The organism is Alistipes sp. DJF_B185, from assembly GCF_964250025.1.
GTDB classification, from domain to species: domain Bacteria; phylum Bacteroidota; class Bacteroidia; order Bacteroidales; family Rikenellaceae; genus Alistipes; species Alistipes finegoldii.
Window position 1 is genome coordinate 42,666 of sequence record NZ_CAXUDY010000007.1, and the last position, 15,207, is coordinate 57,872.

At 57.9% G+C, this 15,207-nt stretch carries 12 protein-coding genes; 5 read left to right on the plus strand and 7 right to left on the minus strand.

The genetic code is table 11. The features are described 5' to 3' along the window. The first annotated feature begins 126 nt into the window (after positions 1-126). The 5 genes from ACESTR_RS10410 to ACESTR_RS10430 all read left to right on the plus strand — a co-directional run bounded on the left by ACESTR_RS10410 (position 127) and on the right by ACESTR_RS10430 (position 5,038). A complete protein-coding gene (locus tag ACESTR_RS10410; protein ID WP_130062707.1) occupies positions 127-576 on the plus strand; it encodes a hypothetical protein in 450 nt (149 codons plus the stop codon). Then, complete coding sequence (mutL, locus tag ACESTR_RS10415; protein WP_302575832.1) at positions 577-2,616, plus strand: DNA mismatch repair endonuclease MutL; 2,040 nt, start codon at positions 577-579, stop codon at positions 2,614-2,616. A gap of 195 nt (positions 2,617-2,811) precedes the next feature. Then, on the plus strand, positions 2,812-3,420 hold the full coding sequence (locus ACESTR_RS10420; protein WP_009598629.1) for a rhomboid family intramembrane serine protease: 609 nt from the start codon (positions 2,812-2,814) through the stop codon (positions 3,418-3,420). 4 nt (positions 3,421-3,424) lie between these two features. Beyond that, on the plus strand, positions 3,425-4,576 hold the full coding sequence (locus tag ACESTR_RS10425; protein ID WP_009598601.1) for an endonuclease/exonuclease/phosphatase family protein: 1,152 nt from the start codon (positions 3,425-3,427) through the stop codon (positions 4,574-4,576). Positions 4,577-4,588: 12 nt separating this feature from the next. After that, complete coding sequence (locus ACESTR_RS10430) at positions 4,589-5,038, plus strand: YhcH/YjgK/YiaL family protein (protein ID WP_009598600.1); 450 nt, start codon at positions 4,589-4,591, stop codon at positions 5,036-5,038. A 112-nt stretch (positions 5,039-5,150) separates the two neighbouring features. Here ACESTR_RS10430 and ACESTR_RS10435 read toward each other — a convergent pair whose 3' ends face one another. The 7 genes from ACESTR_RS10435 to ACESTR_RS10465 all read right to left on the minus strand — a co-directional run bounded on the left by ACESTR_RS10435 (position 5,151) and on the right by ACESTR_RS10465 (position 15,200). After that, positions 5,151-6,464: a UDP-glucose dehydrogenase family protein gene (locus ACESTR_RS10435; RefSeq protein ID WP_009598637.1), complete on the minus strand. Its 1,314-nt coding sequence runs from the start codon at positions 6,462-6,464 to the stop codon at positions 5,151-5,153. 26 nt (positions 6,465-6,490) lie between these two features. Further along, a complete protein-coding gene (locus ACESTR_RS10440) occupies positions 6,491-7,678 on the minus strand; it encodes an FprA family A-type flavoprotein (protein WP_009598603.1) in 1,188 nt (395 codons plus the stop codon). Between the two features lie 251 nt (positions 7,679-7,929). Then, positions 7,930-8,397 carry a lipocalin family protein gene (locus tag ACESTR_RS10445; protein ID WP_014774512.1) on the minus strand — a complete coding sequence of 156 codons (468 nt, stop codon included), beginning with the start codon at positions 8,395-8,397 and terminating at the stop codon, positions 7,930-7,932. Between the two features lie 18 nt (positions 8,398-8,415). Continuing rightward, positions 8,416-10,464 (minus strand): S8 family serine peptidase, encoded by a 2,049-nt coding sequence (locus ACESTR_RS10450; protein WP_227042557.1) that lies wholly within the window; start codon positions 10,462-10,464, stop codon positions 8,416-8,418. Positions 10,465-10,865: 401 nt separating this feature from the next. Then, the gene (locus ACESTR_RS10455; protein WP_227042556.1) at positions 10,866-12,665 is read right to left on the minus strand and encodes a DUF4302 domain-containing protein; all 1,800 of its coding nucleotides are present in this window, start codon (positions 12,663-12,665) and stop codon (positions 10,866-10,868) included. A 12-nt stretch (positions 12,666-12,677) separates the two neighbouring features. Next, complete coding sequence (locus ACESTR_RS10460) at positions 12,678-13,568, minus strand: putative zinc-binding metallopeptidase (protein ID WP_288299017.1); 891 nt, start codon at positions 13,566-13,568, stop codon at positions 12,678-12,680. A 30-nt stretch (positions 13,569-13,598) separates the two neighbouring features. Further along, positions 13,599-15,200 carry a RagB/SusD family nutrient uptake outer membrane protein gene (locus ACESTR_RS10465; protein ID WP_014774509.1) on the minus strand — a complete coding sequence of 534 codons (1,602 nt, stop codon included), beginning with the start codon at positions 15,198-15,200 and terminating at the stop codon, positions 13,599-13,601. Positions 15,201-15,207 lie beyond the last annotated feature (7 nt).

Consider the following 15,207-nt stretch of genomic DNA (forward strand, 5'->3'; position numbering starts at 1 on the left):
AGCCGCCCCGGCCGCAACCCGCTTCCCGCGCGCGACGGACGCATGCGCCCGTGCCGGAAAAAGGAATTCGGGGCAATAAAATTGCGGAAGAATTCGTATCTTTACAAAAAAATAGGAGGACACGCCATGTTAGGTTTCACCCCGTTCAAGAAGCACGCGAACAAATTCAATTACATACCGCGTTATTACGACCCCGAAAAGGAGGCGCGCGAACAGCGCCGCGCCGAGCTTCGGGGCGAAAGAGCCGAAGACGCCGGCGGCGAATACCGCCCCGGACAATATATCCGCACCCAGCGCGATGCGCGCGCCGCACGCCGTTCCAAGGAGGAGAAGACGGGCCGCGACCGCATTTGGAAGATGGCCGTAGGCGCGGTTCTGGTGCTGCTGTTCATCTATATCCTCTATCCGAGGCTCGCCGACGTTTTCCTGCGGGCGCGGACCTCGGCCCCGGCGCAGACCGAAGCGGCGGGCGCCGAAGAGTCGGTGCGGCGCAACGGACTCGACCAGTCGGGCATTTCCGACGTCGAGTGGCAGGAGCAGCCTATCACGGTGGTACCCAACGATTATCAGGAGTAGATGGCAGATAAGATCAGATTATTACCGGAGGTCGTAGCCAATCAGATCGCGGCGGGCGAGGTCGTCAACCGTCCCGCCTCGGTGGTCAAGGAGATGATGGAGAATGCGATCGACGCAGGCGCACGCACCGTAAAGGTCAATTTCCGCGACGGCGGCAAGGACCTGATTCAGATCGTGGACGACGGCTGCGGCATGTCGCCCATCGACGCGCGCATGGCTTTCGACCGCCACGCCACGAGCAAGATAACCTCCGTGGACGATATTTACGCACTCAATACTTTCGGTTTCCGCGGCGAAGCGCTGGCTTCGATCGCCGCCGTGGCGCAGGTCGAACTGCGGACGCGGCAGGAGGGCGACGAAGTCGGCACGCAGACCGAGATCAACGGCGGCCAGTTCGCCGGACAGACCCCGGTGATGTGTCCCGCAGGGTCGCAGTTTTTCGTGCGCAACCTTTTCTACAATGTCCCGGCCCGCCGCCGTTTTCTGGACAAGAGCACCACGTCGGCGGCGCAGATCAAGTCGGAATTCCAGCGTGTGGCGTTGTGCAATCCGCAGATCGCCTTCGAGCTATACGCCAACGACGCCTCGGTCTATACGCTGGGTGCGGCGTCGCTCGCCGGACGTATCGTCGATGTGGTGGGACGCCATATCAAGCAGAATCTGCTGGAGGTCGAGGCCGACACTTCGATCGCCCGCATCGAAGGCTACATCGGCCGTCCCGCCGCCGCCAAACGGCGCAACGGCGAACAGTACCTCTTCGTAAACGGCCGCTATTTCAAGAGTTCGTACCTCACGAGCGCCATCATGAAGGCGTACGAGAAGCTGATTCCCGAAAGCAGTTCGCCGTCGTATTTCCTCTACCTGACGATCGACCCGTCGCGCATCGACGTCAATGTCCACCCGCAGAAAACCGAGGTGAAATTCGCCGACGAGGAGGCCGTGTGGCAGATCGTGAACGCCGCCGTGCGCGAAACGCTCGCCAAGACGGGCGCCGTGCCGCTGATGGATTTCGACCGCGAAGGCATCGTCGAGATTCCGGTGCTGACCAAAGGGGCGGTCTACAGCGAGCCGCGGGCCATGTCCAACAGCGAATACAATCCTTTCCGCGAAGAGTACATCGACCCGTCGGCGCCCGATCCGAACGTCGATTTCGCCGGATTCGACGTGCCGTTCAGCGACAACGGCCAAACTCTCTCCGACAATGCCGGCGCGGGCTTCGCTCCGCGCGGCGGAGGACGCGGTTCGGGTGTCGCTTTGCCGGGCGGCCTGCGCAGCGCCGGGGGCGGGGGATTTCCTGCGGCCGGCAGCGGCGCCGACGAATTTTCGATTCCCTCTGCGGCGGACGACGCCTTCGAGGATTTCGTGTCGGGCGGGGGCTTCGAAGTGACTTCGGAGAGCGGTTTCGATGCCAGCGAGCTAGAATTCATCCCCTCCGAAGCGACGGTCGAGCAACAGCGTCTCGACGTTGACGGGCGGCCCGAATTTACCGATCCGCTGCCGCTCGGAGGCGGCTATGTCGCCGCCCTGCTGGGCGGACGGTTCGTGGTGGTGGACGTGCGCCGCGCCCGTGAACGGATACTTTACGAAGACTACCTGAAGATGCTCGGCAGCGGTTCGTCGGTGAGTCAGCAGCTGCTGTTTCCCGAACGGCTGGTGCTTTCGGACAGCGAATACGCCCTGCTCGAAGAGAATGCCGTCGAATTCGCATCGCTGGGCTTCGATCTCGATTTTCAGGGCGACTGCGCCGTCGAGGTGAAGGGCACGCCGGCCGACATGCCTGCCGACTCGGTGGACCAGTTGCTTTACGAACTGCTGCAGGCCTTCTCGACGCCCATGTCGCTGGCCGACGTGCGGCGCGAGAAGATCGCCGCCGTGATGGCGCGCGGAGCCGCGAAGCAGACTGTGCGTCTCATGTCGTGCGACGAAGCCGCCGCACTGCTCGCGCGGCTGGCCGCTTCGGGCAATTTCAGCTTTTCACCATCGGGCAAAGCCATAACCGCCGAGATAACCGTCGAAGATATCCGGGCCAAGTTGGGATAATCCGGCGGAAAAACGTACATTTGCATAAATTTTCGGCGCTCTGATCCGGCCGGCTCCATGCGGCTTGTTTTCGGGGCGGAAAATTGAAAACCGCTCCCCGCATGATCGGGCTTGCGAATGCAGGCCGGGCCGCGTTTGCAGCCCTGAGAGACGGGACGGGGAGAAAACCGCAACGAAACTGAAAAAAGATAATTTATGAACAGGAATTATTTCCAGACGCCCCCGGTGGTGTTGAATCTGATAATCATCAACGTCCTGATCTTCATGGCCACGGCGTTGCTGCCGAAGGCGGGCAATGCGATCATGGAGTACTGCGCCCTGTCGCTCGGTACGCCGTTTTTCCATGTCTATCAGTTCATCACCTACATGTTCCTGCATGCCAATTTCGAACATATCTTCTTCAACATGTTCGCTCTCTGGATGTTCGGGCGTACGCTGGAGTATGAATTGGGGCAGAAACGCTTTCTGACCTATTACATGGTCTGCGGCATCGGCGCGGCGCTTATCCAATACCTGACGGCACTGGCCTTCGGCGAATTCCCGCTGGTGCTGGTCGGCGCTTCGGGCGCCGTGATGGGACTGCTGCTGGCCTTCGGTGTCCTGCACCCCAATGCGGTCATCATGCTGCTGATTCCCCCGATTCCGATGAAGGCCAAATGGTTCGTTGTCATCTACGGTGTGATCGAACTGTTCTTGGGCTGGCGCGGCGTGGGCAATGTGGCGCATTTCGCCCATGTGGGAGGCATGTTGTGGGGCTTCCTGCTGCTTCAATGGTGGAAACAGCGGGGCATAATCCGTTTCTGACCCTATGTCCGAGACCTATTACAGCGGTTATGACAGCGACCGCGGCCGTAAGCCGCGGCGCAGTCTGTTGCTGCGGCTGCTCGATCTGCTGATGACGCTCCTGACGGCCGTAACGGCCGTTACGATGGTCGTCACCTTTTTCGTCCCCTACGTCGATCCGGGCCGGGTGTGGTTCTTCCCCGTGCTGGGGCTGGCCGCACCGGCGGTCTATGTCGTCACGGTTGTGCTGGCGCTCTATTGGATCATCCGCTGGCGGCTGGTGCGGGCCGGAATCATGGTCGCGCTGGTGGTCGTCGGGCTTTTCAAGGTGTCGCTTTTCTACAGACCTGAGTTCCGCCGTAATTACGGCGACGAGAGGTACGACCGCCGCGCCTTCAAGGTGATGACCTATAACGTGCGGGGATTCTACGGCGAGAACGGACTCAGCAGCGTGGGAGACGTGCTGCAGCTGATCGGCGACCATAATCCCGATATCATCTGCCTGCAGGAGTTCAACGCGCGGCTGGCCGGGCAGTCCGACGAGTTCGCATTGCTGGACGAGAAGTACGAAAGCGCCGTTTTCGGACGTACGCAGGCGCCCGATTCGCTTTACGGCGCGCCGCTGGTGATCCTGAGCAAATACCGCATCCTGCGCTCCGGCGTCGTGCTGACCCCCGGCACCTCGGTCTGGGCCGATCTGCTGATCGGCGACGATACGATTCGGGTGTTCAACAACCACCTGCGTTCGACGGCGATCAAGGCGGCCGACAACGACTACCTCACCAGCCGCGGATTTCTCTCCGATACGGCGCGCGAGGACAAACTGCGGAGCATGGCGGGCCGTTTCCGCGAGAACAGCGTGCTGCGTGCCGCGCAGGTGGACAGCATCGCGGTGGTGGTGGAGGCGTGGCGTTCGCGGTGCATCGTCTGCGGCGACTTCAACGATACGCCCATGTCGTACGTTTACCGCACCATGGCCAAGGGCCTGAACGACGCTTTCAGCCAGTGCGGTTCGGGCTATTCGCATACGTTTCGCGGATTTTTCAATACCCTGCGGATCGACTACGTGCTCAGCTCGGAGGGTTTCGATGCGCTCTCGTACGAGGTGCCCACGGTCGATTACTCGGACCACCATCCCGTCGTCGTCCGGCTGCGGAAAAATGCAATGAACAACTAATCCGATATAATTATGATTTTCGACTCTTTGAAAAACAGTGCGCTCTATTATTCGTTGAATCCGCGTCTGGAAAAAGCTTTCGGTTTCATCGCCTCGACCGACTGGGAGAAGATGGAACCCGGTATCCACGAACTCGACGGCAAGGATATTTATGTGAATGTCATGGATACCGAATTGAAGAAGCCCGCCGACGCCAAGCTGGAAATCCACAACGCCTATCTCGACATTCAGGTGCTTGTCCGCGGCGAGCGCGAGACCTTCGGCTGGAGCGAACGTGCCGTCCTGAGCAAACCGCTGGGCGGGTTCGATGCCGAGAAGGATATTCAGCTCTTCGACGACGAGCCGCAGACCTGCTACACGATCCGTCCCGGTCAGTTTACGATCCTCATGCCTGAGGACGGCCATGCGCCGATGGTGGGCGAGGGAAGCATACGCAAGATCATCGTCAAGGTCCGCATGTAGGATCGCCGAGACGATAACACGAAGGCCGGAGTGTATGCTCCGGCCTTCGTGTTATATACGGTTACCGCTTCCTGCAGCCTGCCGGATTGCATTCCGGATGCCGCTGCACCTGTTATTTCCCGATGCCGTAATAGCGGAATCCGGCGTTCAGCGCCTCCTCCTTGTCGAGGATATTGCGGCCGTCCACGATGATGTTGTCGCGCATGGCCGAACGCAGGAGCGTCCAGTCGGGCATGCGGAACTGCTTCCACTCGGTGATCAGCGCGACGGCGTCGGCTCCTTCGGCGGCTTCGTACATCGACGCGGCATGATAAACGCGCTCTTCGCCGAGCCTGCGGCGGGATTCGTTGGCGGCGACCGGATCGTATGCGCGGACCGTCGCTCCCGCTTCGAGCAGCCGGTCGATCACGACCAATGCCGGTGCTTCGCGTATGTCGTCCGTTTCGGGTTTGAAGGCGAGTCCCCAGACGGCTACGGTCTTGCCGCGCAGGTCGCCCAGCGCCAGCTGCAATTTGTCGAAAACGATCGACTTCTGGCGTTCGTTGACCCGCTCCACGGCTTCGATCACCTGCATCGTGTAGCCGTGTTCGTGTGCCGTGTGGGCCAGCGCCTTCACGTCCTTCGGAAAGCACGAGCCGCCGTAACCGCAGCCCGGATAGAGGAATTTGCTGCCGATGCGGGCGTCGGAACCGATTCCTTTGCGGACCATCTCGACGTCGGCGCCTACCAGATCGCACAGGTTGGCGATCTCGTTCATGAACGAAATTCGCGTCGCCAGCATGGCGTTGGCGGCGTATTTGGTCATCTCGGCCGAGGGAATGTCCATGAACAGCACGCGGAAATTGTTGATCAGGAACGGCCGGTAGAGCTTGGTCATCAGCTTGCGCGCCCGTTCGCTTTCGACGCCCACGACCACGCGGTCGGGCGACATGAAGTCCTTGACAGCCGCGCCCTCCTTCAGAAATTCGGGGTTCGAAGCGACGTCGAACGGCACCTTGCACTTCCGCCGGGCAAGCTCTTCGCGGATTACGGCCTTGACTTTCTGCGCAGTACCTACCGGAACGGTGCTTTTGGTCACCAGCACCGTATATTTCTTGATATTCCGCCCGAACGTGCGGGCCACTTCCAGCACGTATTTCAGGTCGGCCGAGCCGTCCTCGTCGGGCGGCGTGCCTACGGCCGAGAAGACCACCTCCACGTTGTCAAGACAATCCGTGAGTTCGGTCGTGAAGTGCAGACGGCCCTCTTCGACATTGCGCCGGACGACCTCTTCCAGCCCCGGTTCATAGATCGGGATGACGCCGTTGTTCAGCCCGTCGATCTTCTTTTTGTCTATATCGACGCACGTGATGTCGAGGCCCATTTCGGCGAAACAAGCCCCCGAAACCAGACCGACGTACCCCGTTCCTACGACTGCGATTTTCATATTGTGAGTTTTTGGTGTGTGTATGTTCAGCGGCGGAAGCGCTCGGCGACGCCGTCGGCGAACCGGCTGCAGAAGTCGTGGCAGCCGGACGAGAAGCCCTGCTTCATCTCCACGGGATCGCAGATCGGCTCCCACTTCATGCGCTGCGCGAATTCGCCCATGCCGCGCACGGCGGCCCCGGCCCAGCAGAACGATCCGAACCACCCGAAGTTGCGCTGCGGGACGCAGCGAGCGGCGATCAGGTCGAGCAGGCGCGCCGCGGGCGGGTAGATGCCTCCGTTGTAGGTCGGCGCGCCGACGATCAGCGTGTCGTAGCGGAACACGTCGCGCAGCACGACCGATTCGTCGGCGAACGAAAGGTTGTACATGACGATCGGGCCGACGCCCCGGCTCGCAAGCTCGCGGGCGATGCGTTCGGCCATCTGCTCCGTGTTGCCGTACATCGAACCGTAGGCGAGCACTACGCCGGGTTCTCCCTCGTAGCGGCTCAGACGGTCGTAAATATCCATTACCTGCGGAATCTGCCGCTGCCATACGGGACCGTGGGTCGAACAGATGGTCGTGGGGTTCAGTCCGCGGACCTTTGCCAGCGCTTTCTGCACGGGGCCGCCGTATTTGCCCACGATGCAGGCGTAGTAGCGGCGCATCTCGTCCCAGTAGCGCGACGGGTCGAGCTGCGAATCGGTGATGCCGCCGTCGATAGCCCCGAACGTGCCGAAAGCGTCGCCAGAGAAGAGCGTCCCGGCTTCGGCGCACCACGTGACCATCGTTTCGGGCCAGTGTACCATCGGCGCCATGTAGAACGAGAGCGTCTTCGCGCCGAGCGAAATCGTGTCGCCCTCCTTGACTTCGAGCGTCCCGGTGTCGATGCCGTAGAAGCCTTGGATCATTTGCAGCGTCTTGGCATTGCCGACGATCCGGATGTCGGGGTAGAGCAGGCGCAGGGCGCGGATGGACGACGAGTGGTCCGGCTCCATGTGATTGACCACGAGGTAGTCGATCGGGCGGTCGCCGATCGTCTCGCGGATATTTTCGAACAAACGGCTTCCGAAAGCCTCTTCGACGGTGTCGATCAGGGCGACCTTCTCGTCTGCGACCAGATATGCGTTGTATGAAACTCCGTGGGGAAGCGACCAGAGGCCTTCGAAACGGGTTGTCGTGCGATCATTGACCCCGACGTAATGAATGCCGGGCAGAATTTCGGTGATGTTCATAATATGTAACGTATTTTGTCCAAAGATAGTGAAAAATGTGCCAAAACGGAAATCGAGAGCTATCCGGCTGTCCGTCTGATGTTTCTGTAAATATAATTTCTCTTCCAGAGGGCAAATATAACAGTTTTTCGGACATGAACGGCGTTTGCGTCCGGAAATCGGCCGCCGGTGGGGTGTGAATGACTCCGGCATGAAAAAATCTCCGGTCATAAGACCGGAGATTCTCTGTTTTGACCTTTGCGGCGGACGGCCTACAGCGCCAGCCGTACCGCCGAACGGGTGGATTTCATCACGGCGGCGCCCTCCTTGACCGAATTCGGAATCGTGCTGCGCTCGTATACGCTCACTTCCGTAACGTTCGTGGCGCTGGTCAGCGTCAGCGTGCTGCCCGATTCGTTGAATGAAATGTCGTAGGTGCTTCCGAAGTTCTTGCCGCCGCTGTATTTTCCGCTGAGCACGTCGTTCTGCACCTGATAACTGCCGGTGAATTTCTGGTATTTTACCTCGGCGAGCCTTTGGTATATCTCGAAAGTATTGTCCGCTCCGAACGAGAGGTAAATATCGAAATCCTGCGGAGTCTCGCCCGTCCATGTCTTGAGCTGCCACTCGCCGACGAGCTGTTTTGCCGTGGGCGACACCTTCTCCTTGTCCGACGATCCGCAGCCGGCGAACAGACACAGGCCCAATGCGGCCAGTACGATATAGATAGTCTTTCTCATAGTTTTCATACGTTTATATTATAACCAACCCCCGTTGCCGGCTTGTACCGCGCGGGCAATGATCGCGAACTCCTTGGTGATCTCCATGCCGCTCATCTCTCCGTTTGCCGAGGAACTTCCGGCCATGGCCTTGATCTTGATCTTGGCGACGCCCGGTTTGGTGCATTTGATCTGCAGTTTTCCGTACGAGAACGCAGGCGCGGCGGTGATCCCCAGCTTGTCCATGTCGGCCTGCGACATTTCGGCGCTCTTGTAGGTCAGGTTCGCCGAAGCCTGCCCGAAGAACTTGTCGAGCGAGAGCACCTGCTGTACGCCGACTTTAGCCGGCAGGCAGGGCGTGCCTTCGATCTGCATCAGCAGCTGGTAGGCATCGATCGATCCGGTGCCCATATTCTTGCGGTAGTTGCGGAGTACCATGCCGTTTTTGGTGCCGCCGATGATATAGGAGTCGATGTCGTTTACGGCGGTCAGGAGCATCGATTTGAACTCGTCCACCGTGTAATGCCTGCCTTTGGCCAGCGCGTAGGAGAGTCCCAGCGCGGCGACGCCCGATACGTGGGGGCAGGCCATCGAGGTGCCCTGCATGTAGCCGTAGTCGGCTCCGTCGGTGCCGAGTTCTGCGGGTAGCTCGGAAGGCAGTGTCGAAAGCACCTGCGCGGCGCTGGTTCCTGCGGGCGAGATGCTGGCGTCGCCGCCCGGAGCCGCGACGTTGCAGCCGGAACCGTAATTCGTGTAGTAGGCCGGCAGGTAGTCCGGGCCGAACGAGGTGACCGAAACGTAGCTGCGGTAGCCGCCCGGATAACTCGCGAAGTTGGTGGCGTCGTTGCCTGCGGCGAAGATCGCAAGGCCACCGTCGAGTACGTCGTTGTTCTTTTTCGAGACGAAGTAGTCGATCGCCTCTTTTTCCGCAGCGTAATTCCTTTCATAAAAGCTGTCCGACGTGAACGGCGACTGAGTGGGGTAGCCCCACGAACACTGGATGATCGAGGCGCCGTTGTCGGCGGCGTATTTGATCGCCCGGACCGAAGTCGAGATGGTGCCGCCCTTGCCGCCCGAAAAAATCTGGCACGACATGAGTTTCACGCCGTCGTTGCTGCCCGTGCCGCCCGCTACGCCGCAGACGCCTTTGCCGTTGTTGTTTACGGCGGCTACCGTACCTGCGACGTGGGTGCCGTGGCCCGAATCGCCGTCGTATTTGCCTTTATTGTCATAATGCGATACACTCCATGTCAGATTGGAGGAGTTTGTAGCGAAGTTGTAGCCATGTACGTCGTTCTTATAGCCGTTCCCATCATTGTCGGTGTTTGCCGCACCGTTCAGTTCGGCCTTATTTACCCACATGTTGTCGGCCAGATCGGGATGGGTGTATTTCACGCCTTCATCGACGATGGCGACGATGATCGAAGGGCTGCCGCCGGTCAGTTTCCATGCCTCCGGAACATTGATGTCGGCGCCTGCGGCCGTCGTAGCCGCGAACATTTTGTCGCCGTTGTTGCTGTAGTGCCATTGGTTCGGAAGTCCGGGATCATTGAAGCCGCTGCCGGAGAAATCGGCGCGGGTCGTCCCCGTCTCGTCGATTCTGAACGGCATGGGATTGCCGACCGATGCCTTTTGCAGTTTCGTGTCGAATTGTATGCGGCTCACTTCGGCCACTCCGGCCAGCTCCCTTGCGGCTTTTTCCAGATCCGCGCCTTGGCCGAAGGTGAGTATGTACCATTTATGCAGCCCTGCGGCGCGGGTCTGTTCTTCGCTCCGGGCGTCGTAAGTGAAAAGACGTTCCAACGAAACGATCTCCAGACGGCTCAGAACGTCGTCTACGGAGGCGACTCCCGAACGGGTCGCCGCAGTGCGGGTTGCGGCAGCGGTGCTTTCGATGCTTTCGACCGCACGGTCGTTGAAATAGACCAGAAGCGTTTCGGCCGCCGCATCGGCGGAGGTGTTGACGATCTTGGCCGACGGAGTCTGCGCGGAAGTACCCCCCCCCACGTTATTATCCATATCCGGATCGGTCGTACAGCCCGCCAACAGCAGGAATGACGCAAAAATGAGTAATTTTCTGTTGTTCATAACTATGATTTTGAATAGTTGACAAAGGATAGGAGCGGCAGATCTTCCGGAGCGGATTTGCAGTGTGTATATGCCGCCGGCGTATGGTTCAAAAAAGATTCCATAAATGGTTCGTAACGGAAGATTAAGATACAAATATGCGATTTTGTGCGGATTTATGCAAATTATTATCCTATTTATTATTTTATGGAGACGAACCGTCCCAGCCTGCATTCCGCTTGAAGACCTCTCCGGCAGTCGGCTGCGCCTGCCTGCGCGCCTATGAAGAGTCCATTGACAAACATGAGTCCGGTGCAATACCGAACTCATGCAGATGAAACGATGGTAATCCCTCTAAAATTTGGGAGGAGTCATTCGATAATGACTCCTCCCACCCCTATTGATCAATAATGCAAGGGCTCTTATTCGAGCTTTGCAGCTTTTACATTGATGCCGATCTGAAACGACGATAAATTTATCTGCGGAATATCCGATAATTTGTGGTACCGGATTACAGTATTGACGTTCGTCAGAGCAGCGGCTTTGGCGGGGGCGCCGGCAGCCGATTTCTTAACCATCTTGAACGGTCCGACCGGATGATCTCCCGATGTAAATCCTGCTGCGGGACCATAAGATCCGTAGCTGCCTCCGGTATCTATGAAATATCCTACCGTACCTACGGTAAACTCCTCGCCGTCCGAGAACTTGCCCTTATAGCAGGAAACGGAAGCTGTTCCGTCGGAATTCATAACGCCGGTCAGAGCCGGGTAGCTGCCAGAGACGATATAGGTGCCCGATGCTGCGATTCCGCGGGCGATAAGATACGGCGTACCGTTGGGATCCGAATACGGGAGTTCTTGCCCGTTTATGATCTCGAACGAATTGTTGGTTGCTTTGAAGTCGGCAGTTCCCGCCCAAGTCAGTCGGCGGACCGAAATATCCCAGCCGGTCAGCGAATAAGAGGTGTTGGCGACCTTCTTGGCAAGCGTGATGTCGAATGTAATCGGCTGCTTGCTCTTTTCGGACGACGTACTGGTGACGGTCCATGTACCGAGCCATGCTTGGTATTCCGGCGACATCGGATCGCCCTGACCGCTCATGAAAGCGGTGCCCTTTGCCAGTTCCGTGATCGGATAGATCCAGCCGTTTACGATTTTAAGACCGAATGCGCAGGGTATGTACTCCGTGTCAGAATCTACCGTCAGCGTTTTCATCATTTTGCCGAGCGACAATTGGTTCATCGACGTGATTCCGTCCATCAGTTCGTACAGAATCTCCTCATCCGATGCACTTGCGAATGCACTCGACGGCACGACGTCGAAATAGTAGTACTCGTTTGCAACAGTCGGCGTCGTTTCTACGTTGACCGAAGTAGCCTTGATGTCCGATACGGCGAAGGTGAACTTATTGTTGGATACCGTTTCCTGAATCCGGGCGCCGCTCATCTCGTCGGTGAACATGCCGCCGCTCCAAGTCATCTCCTCGATCGACACTCCGTCGACAACCAGCGGCTCATAGAACTTGAGTCCGGTATCCTGCGTGTAGATGAAGCTTGCGGGAATCGTTCCGTTTTCAGTCACAACCGAAAAATAACGGGAGTTATAACCGGCCGCCACCTCGCGCGAAATGTCGTAGGTCTTGCCGTTGAGAACGAGTTCGTAGGACCGGAAATTGTCCATCTTGGTCACATCCGCAGAATATTTGCCGAACATCGTGTTCCATGCGGTTTCCGGCAGGGGAGTCAGCACGATGGTGTTCTGGGTCTTCTTGCCGCGCAGAACGACTTTGTCGGCCGCGTAGCTCATGATGATGAACTCGCTGTCGCCTCCCATACCCGTATTGGTCGGGCCGACACCGGAGTTCGGCTCCGAATAGATATGGAAGTACGGATTGTAAGTGTCGAAATTGATCGTGGGACCGTAATCCTGATCGTACGAGTAGAGACTCTCGGCGGTCTTGCCGGCGCCTCCCGCTTCGGAAGTTACGGTAACCGTTCCGTTCTGGAACTTCATGTAGATCGCAATGCCTCCGTACTCCTGCGTCGCACTGGGATAGTACTCCATCAGCCAGCCGTTGGCAGCTCCGGTCAGCGCCTTTTCGGTGCCCTCCTGCACCTCGCGGATTCGCTCACTGGCCGTTTTGCCGAAAGCGTCCTTGTCGTCTTTGAGGCACGAAGAGAGGACAAGCGGCAAAACCGCTAATAATATGATAAGTTTTTTCATCTCTTTTACGAATTAAATGTTATAATCGAGCGACCAAATCTCATTCTGCCGACGTAATACCACTTTTCGCAGTTCATCGATATTGATATCCCATGTGCTGAGCATGTAGGCACGCATGATATCGTTCTTCTGTTCGAGAAGCGGACGTCCGGCGCTGCCGCCTTGTGCGAGAATGGCTTCCCATTCGGCAGCCGTCGAGGTTACGTAGAGCGAGAGCTGTTCCACGAAATCCTCATCGGGAGCCTTCGACGAATAACGCGTGATAAACCCGGCCTGACGAGCCGCTGCATCCGTCCGATAGGTGTCGAAGCATGCGTCGCCGACGTAGCTCGAAGGCGTCACGGCGTTGAAGTCGGTCGAGTAGGGCCGCGTCTGGTGGAGGATGTGACCGAACTCATGGTGCATGGTCTTGAAGAAGAGCTCGTTGAGCTGGTCGATATTCTTCGTCTCCAGCAGATAGTCGATGATGTTTACCTGATAAAGGGTCATCATCTTACCGCCTTCGGCCACACCGAGTACGATATTGTTGTTTTCGTTATAGGCCGGCGAACCGATAACATGGACGATCTTCGGGAAGTTCTCGCTGATGAACTGCCTGTTGCCCGTCACTTCGTCGTAAACCTGCAGCGTCAGGTGCAGCGTCAGCTTGGCCAGTTTGATCGCCTGTCCGTAATCCGCGGGAGTCAGGTTGTAGTCCATGTCGCCCAGAACATCTTTGAAACGATATTTGAAATCGATGTTGTAGGGTTCCATATAGTTCTTGGCAAGCCATCTGTCGAAATCGTTCTCGACGGTAGGCGAGTCGAGGACAGCACTCGTCTTTTTCAGGTCGTCCTCGGAGCAGCCCGCCAAAACGAACACTCCGAACACTGCCGTCATAAGTAATATAATATTCTTTTTCATCGTATATCCTGTTTTATCGTTAGCATCTGATTATCTCGGGTTAGGAGTCAGGCCTGCGGCAACGACATCCATCGGCAGCTGCATCGCGCAGCGCGGGTCGCGGGCGTGCAGTTCGTCGGTAACGCTTCCGAGCGTGTTGTAGCTGGCCAGCTTGCGACGATAGATCGTAATGCCGTAACGTTTTATGTCGAACCAGCGCAAACCGAGGTGTACGGTCTCCACACGGCGCAGATGCAGCAGCGCATAGCACATGTTGGTCTGCGTGCCGGCTTCGAGCGGGAAAGCCGTCTCGCCGAAAGGTTTCTTCACCGTGGGATTGGCCGGGGTATACTCCTTCGTGTTCTGCGCCCACTGGTTGACGTTGGCTTCGGTGAGCGTCTGGGCGCCGGATTTCACATATTTGCTGATCCAGAGGTTCATGTCGTTCAGAGCCGGGCCGTATTCTTTCTTCATGATGTAAGCCTCGGCGCGGCAGAGCAGCGTCTCTTCGGCCGTAAATGCGGGGAAAACCGTATGCGCGAGTCCCGTCTGCATCACCGGGTCCTTGATCTCGAAGAGGTAGGGCGCACGCCATGCGAAACACTTGTCGGCTTTACCGGTATTCATTGAATACGGCGCAGAGTAGAGCGTATAGCTGCTGCCCCACGGAGCCGTCGGAGCGCGGAAGGTTTCGGTCTGATCCAGCCAGTTGCCGTGGGAGAACCCGGTGTAGGCATTGTAAGGACCGAACGAAATGCCGGGAGCATCGGTTATCGAGGTCTGCAGCAGCAGGTTGCACTTGTGCGAGTAGTCGATATAATCCATCGTGCGGAGCAGGGTCTGTCCGTCGGCCGACTGCAGTCCCAGTTTGCCGTTCGCTTCAAGGTCGCGCATCATCGTTTCGGGAGCGCTTCCCAGCACTACCTTCGCGGCGGCGATACACTCGTCCCACTTCTGATAGAAGAGGTAGAAACGGGCTGCAAAGGCATAGGCGGCCTTCTGGTTGAAATGGTACTTCGGCACCGAGTAGAACTCGTCGGTGATCAGCGGCAGACCCTCGATCAGGTCGGCGTCGATCTTGGAATAGACATCGGCCAGCGTACCGCGGGTGTATTTGGGGTTGAGTATCGTTTCGGCCTTCTCCATGTAGGGGATGCCAAGGTCTTCCGACGCATACTGCGGATTGTAAGCCTGACAGAACATATTGGCCAGACAGAAATGAGCGTATGCACGGCAAATGAGCGCTTCGCCCTTGGCGGCCTTCAGCTGCGGGGTGTCGGCGCCGCCCAGCTCCTTGATGGCGTCGAGCGCTTGGTTGGCAGCGGCAATCGCCATGTAATACTGACTCCATACGGCCTGAGGCGCTTCGTTGGTAACGGCCGCCGTAACGTCCTGCCAGCGGTAGTACTCTTCCTGTTCGGGTTCGAAGTTCGGTGAAACCAATGCCGTTTCATCGACATTGTCCGATGCGTATTCGCAGGTTACGGGGTAGGTATGTTCGGAATATGCCGAAACCAGCAGACTGGTGATCTTGTCGCTCGAATCGAGTTCGGTTCGGTTGTCCGGCATCTCATCCAGAAAGTCGTTACAAGCGGGAAGCGCCACGAGGGCAGCCGCGAGTACGATTAGCGTGGTTATTTTTTTCGTATTCATATTTTTC

Excerpts from the sequence above, each read along its gene's own strand:
- ACESTR_RS10410 (WP_130062707.1), top strand. The coding sequence starts at position 127 with ATGTTAGGTTTCACCCCGTTCAAGAAGCACGCGAACAAATTCAATTAC.
- mutL (WP_302575832.1), top strand. The coding sequence starts at position 577 with ATGGCAGATAAGATCAGATTATTACCGGAGGTCGTAGCCAATCAGATC.
- ACESTR_RS10420 (WP_009598629.1), top strand. The coding sequence starts at position 2,812 with ATGAACAGGAATTATTTCCAGACGCCCCCGGTGGTGTTGAATCTGATA.
- ACESTR_RS10425 (WP_009598601.1), top strand. The coding sequence starts at position 3,425 with ATGTCCGAGACCTATTACAGCGGTTATGACAGCGACCGCGGCCGTAAG.
- ACESTR_RS10430 (WP_009598600.1), top strand. The coding sequence starts at position 4,589 with ATGATTTTCGACTCTTTGAAAAACAGTGCGCTCTATTATTCGTTGAAT.
- ACESTR_RS10435 (WP_009598637.1), bottom strand. The coding sequence starts at position 6,464 with ATGAAAATCGCAGTCGTAGGAACGGGGTACGTCGGTCTGGTTTCGGGG.
- ACESTR_RS10440 (WP_009598603.1), bottom strand. The coding sequence starts at position 7,678 with ATGAACATCACCGAAATTCTGCCCGGCATTCATTACGTCGGGGTCAAT.
- ACESTR_RS10445 (WP_014774512.1), bottom strand. The coding sequence starts at position 8,397 with ATGAGAAAGACTATCTATATCGTACTGGCCGCATTGGGCCTGTGTCTG.
- ACESTR_RS10450 (WP_227042557.1), bottom strand. The coding sequence starts at position 10,464 with ATGAACAACAGAAAATTACTCATTTTTGCGTCATTCCTGCTGTTGGCG.
- ACESTR_RS10455 (WP_227042556.1), bottom strand. The coding sequence starts at position 12,665 with ATGAAAAAACTTATCATATTATTAGCGGTTTTGCCGCTTGTCCTCTCT.
- ACESTR_RS10460 (WP_288299017.1), bottom strand. The coding sequence starts at position 13,568 with ATGAAAAAGAATATTATATTACTTATGACGGCAGTGTTCGGAGTGTTC.
- ACESTR_RS10465 (WP_014774509.1), bottom strand. The coding sequence starts at position 15,200 with ATGAATACGAAAAAAATAACCACGCTAATCGTACTCGCGGCTGCCCTC.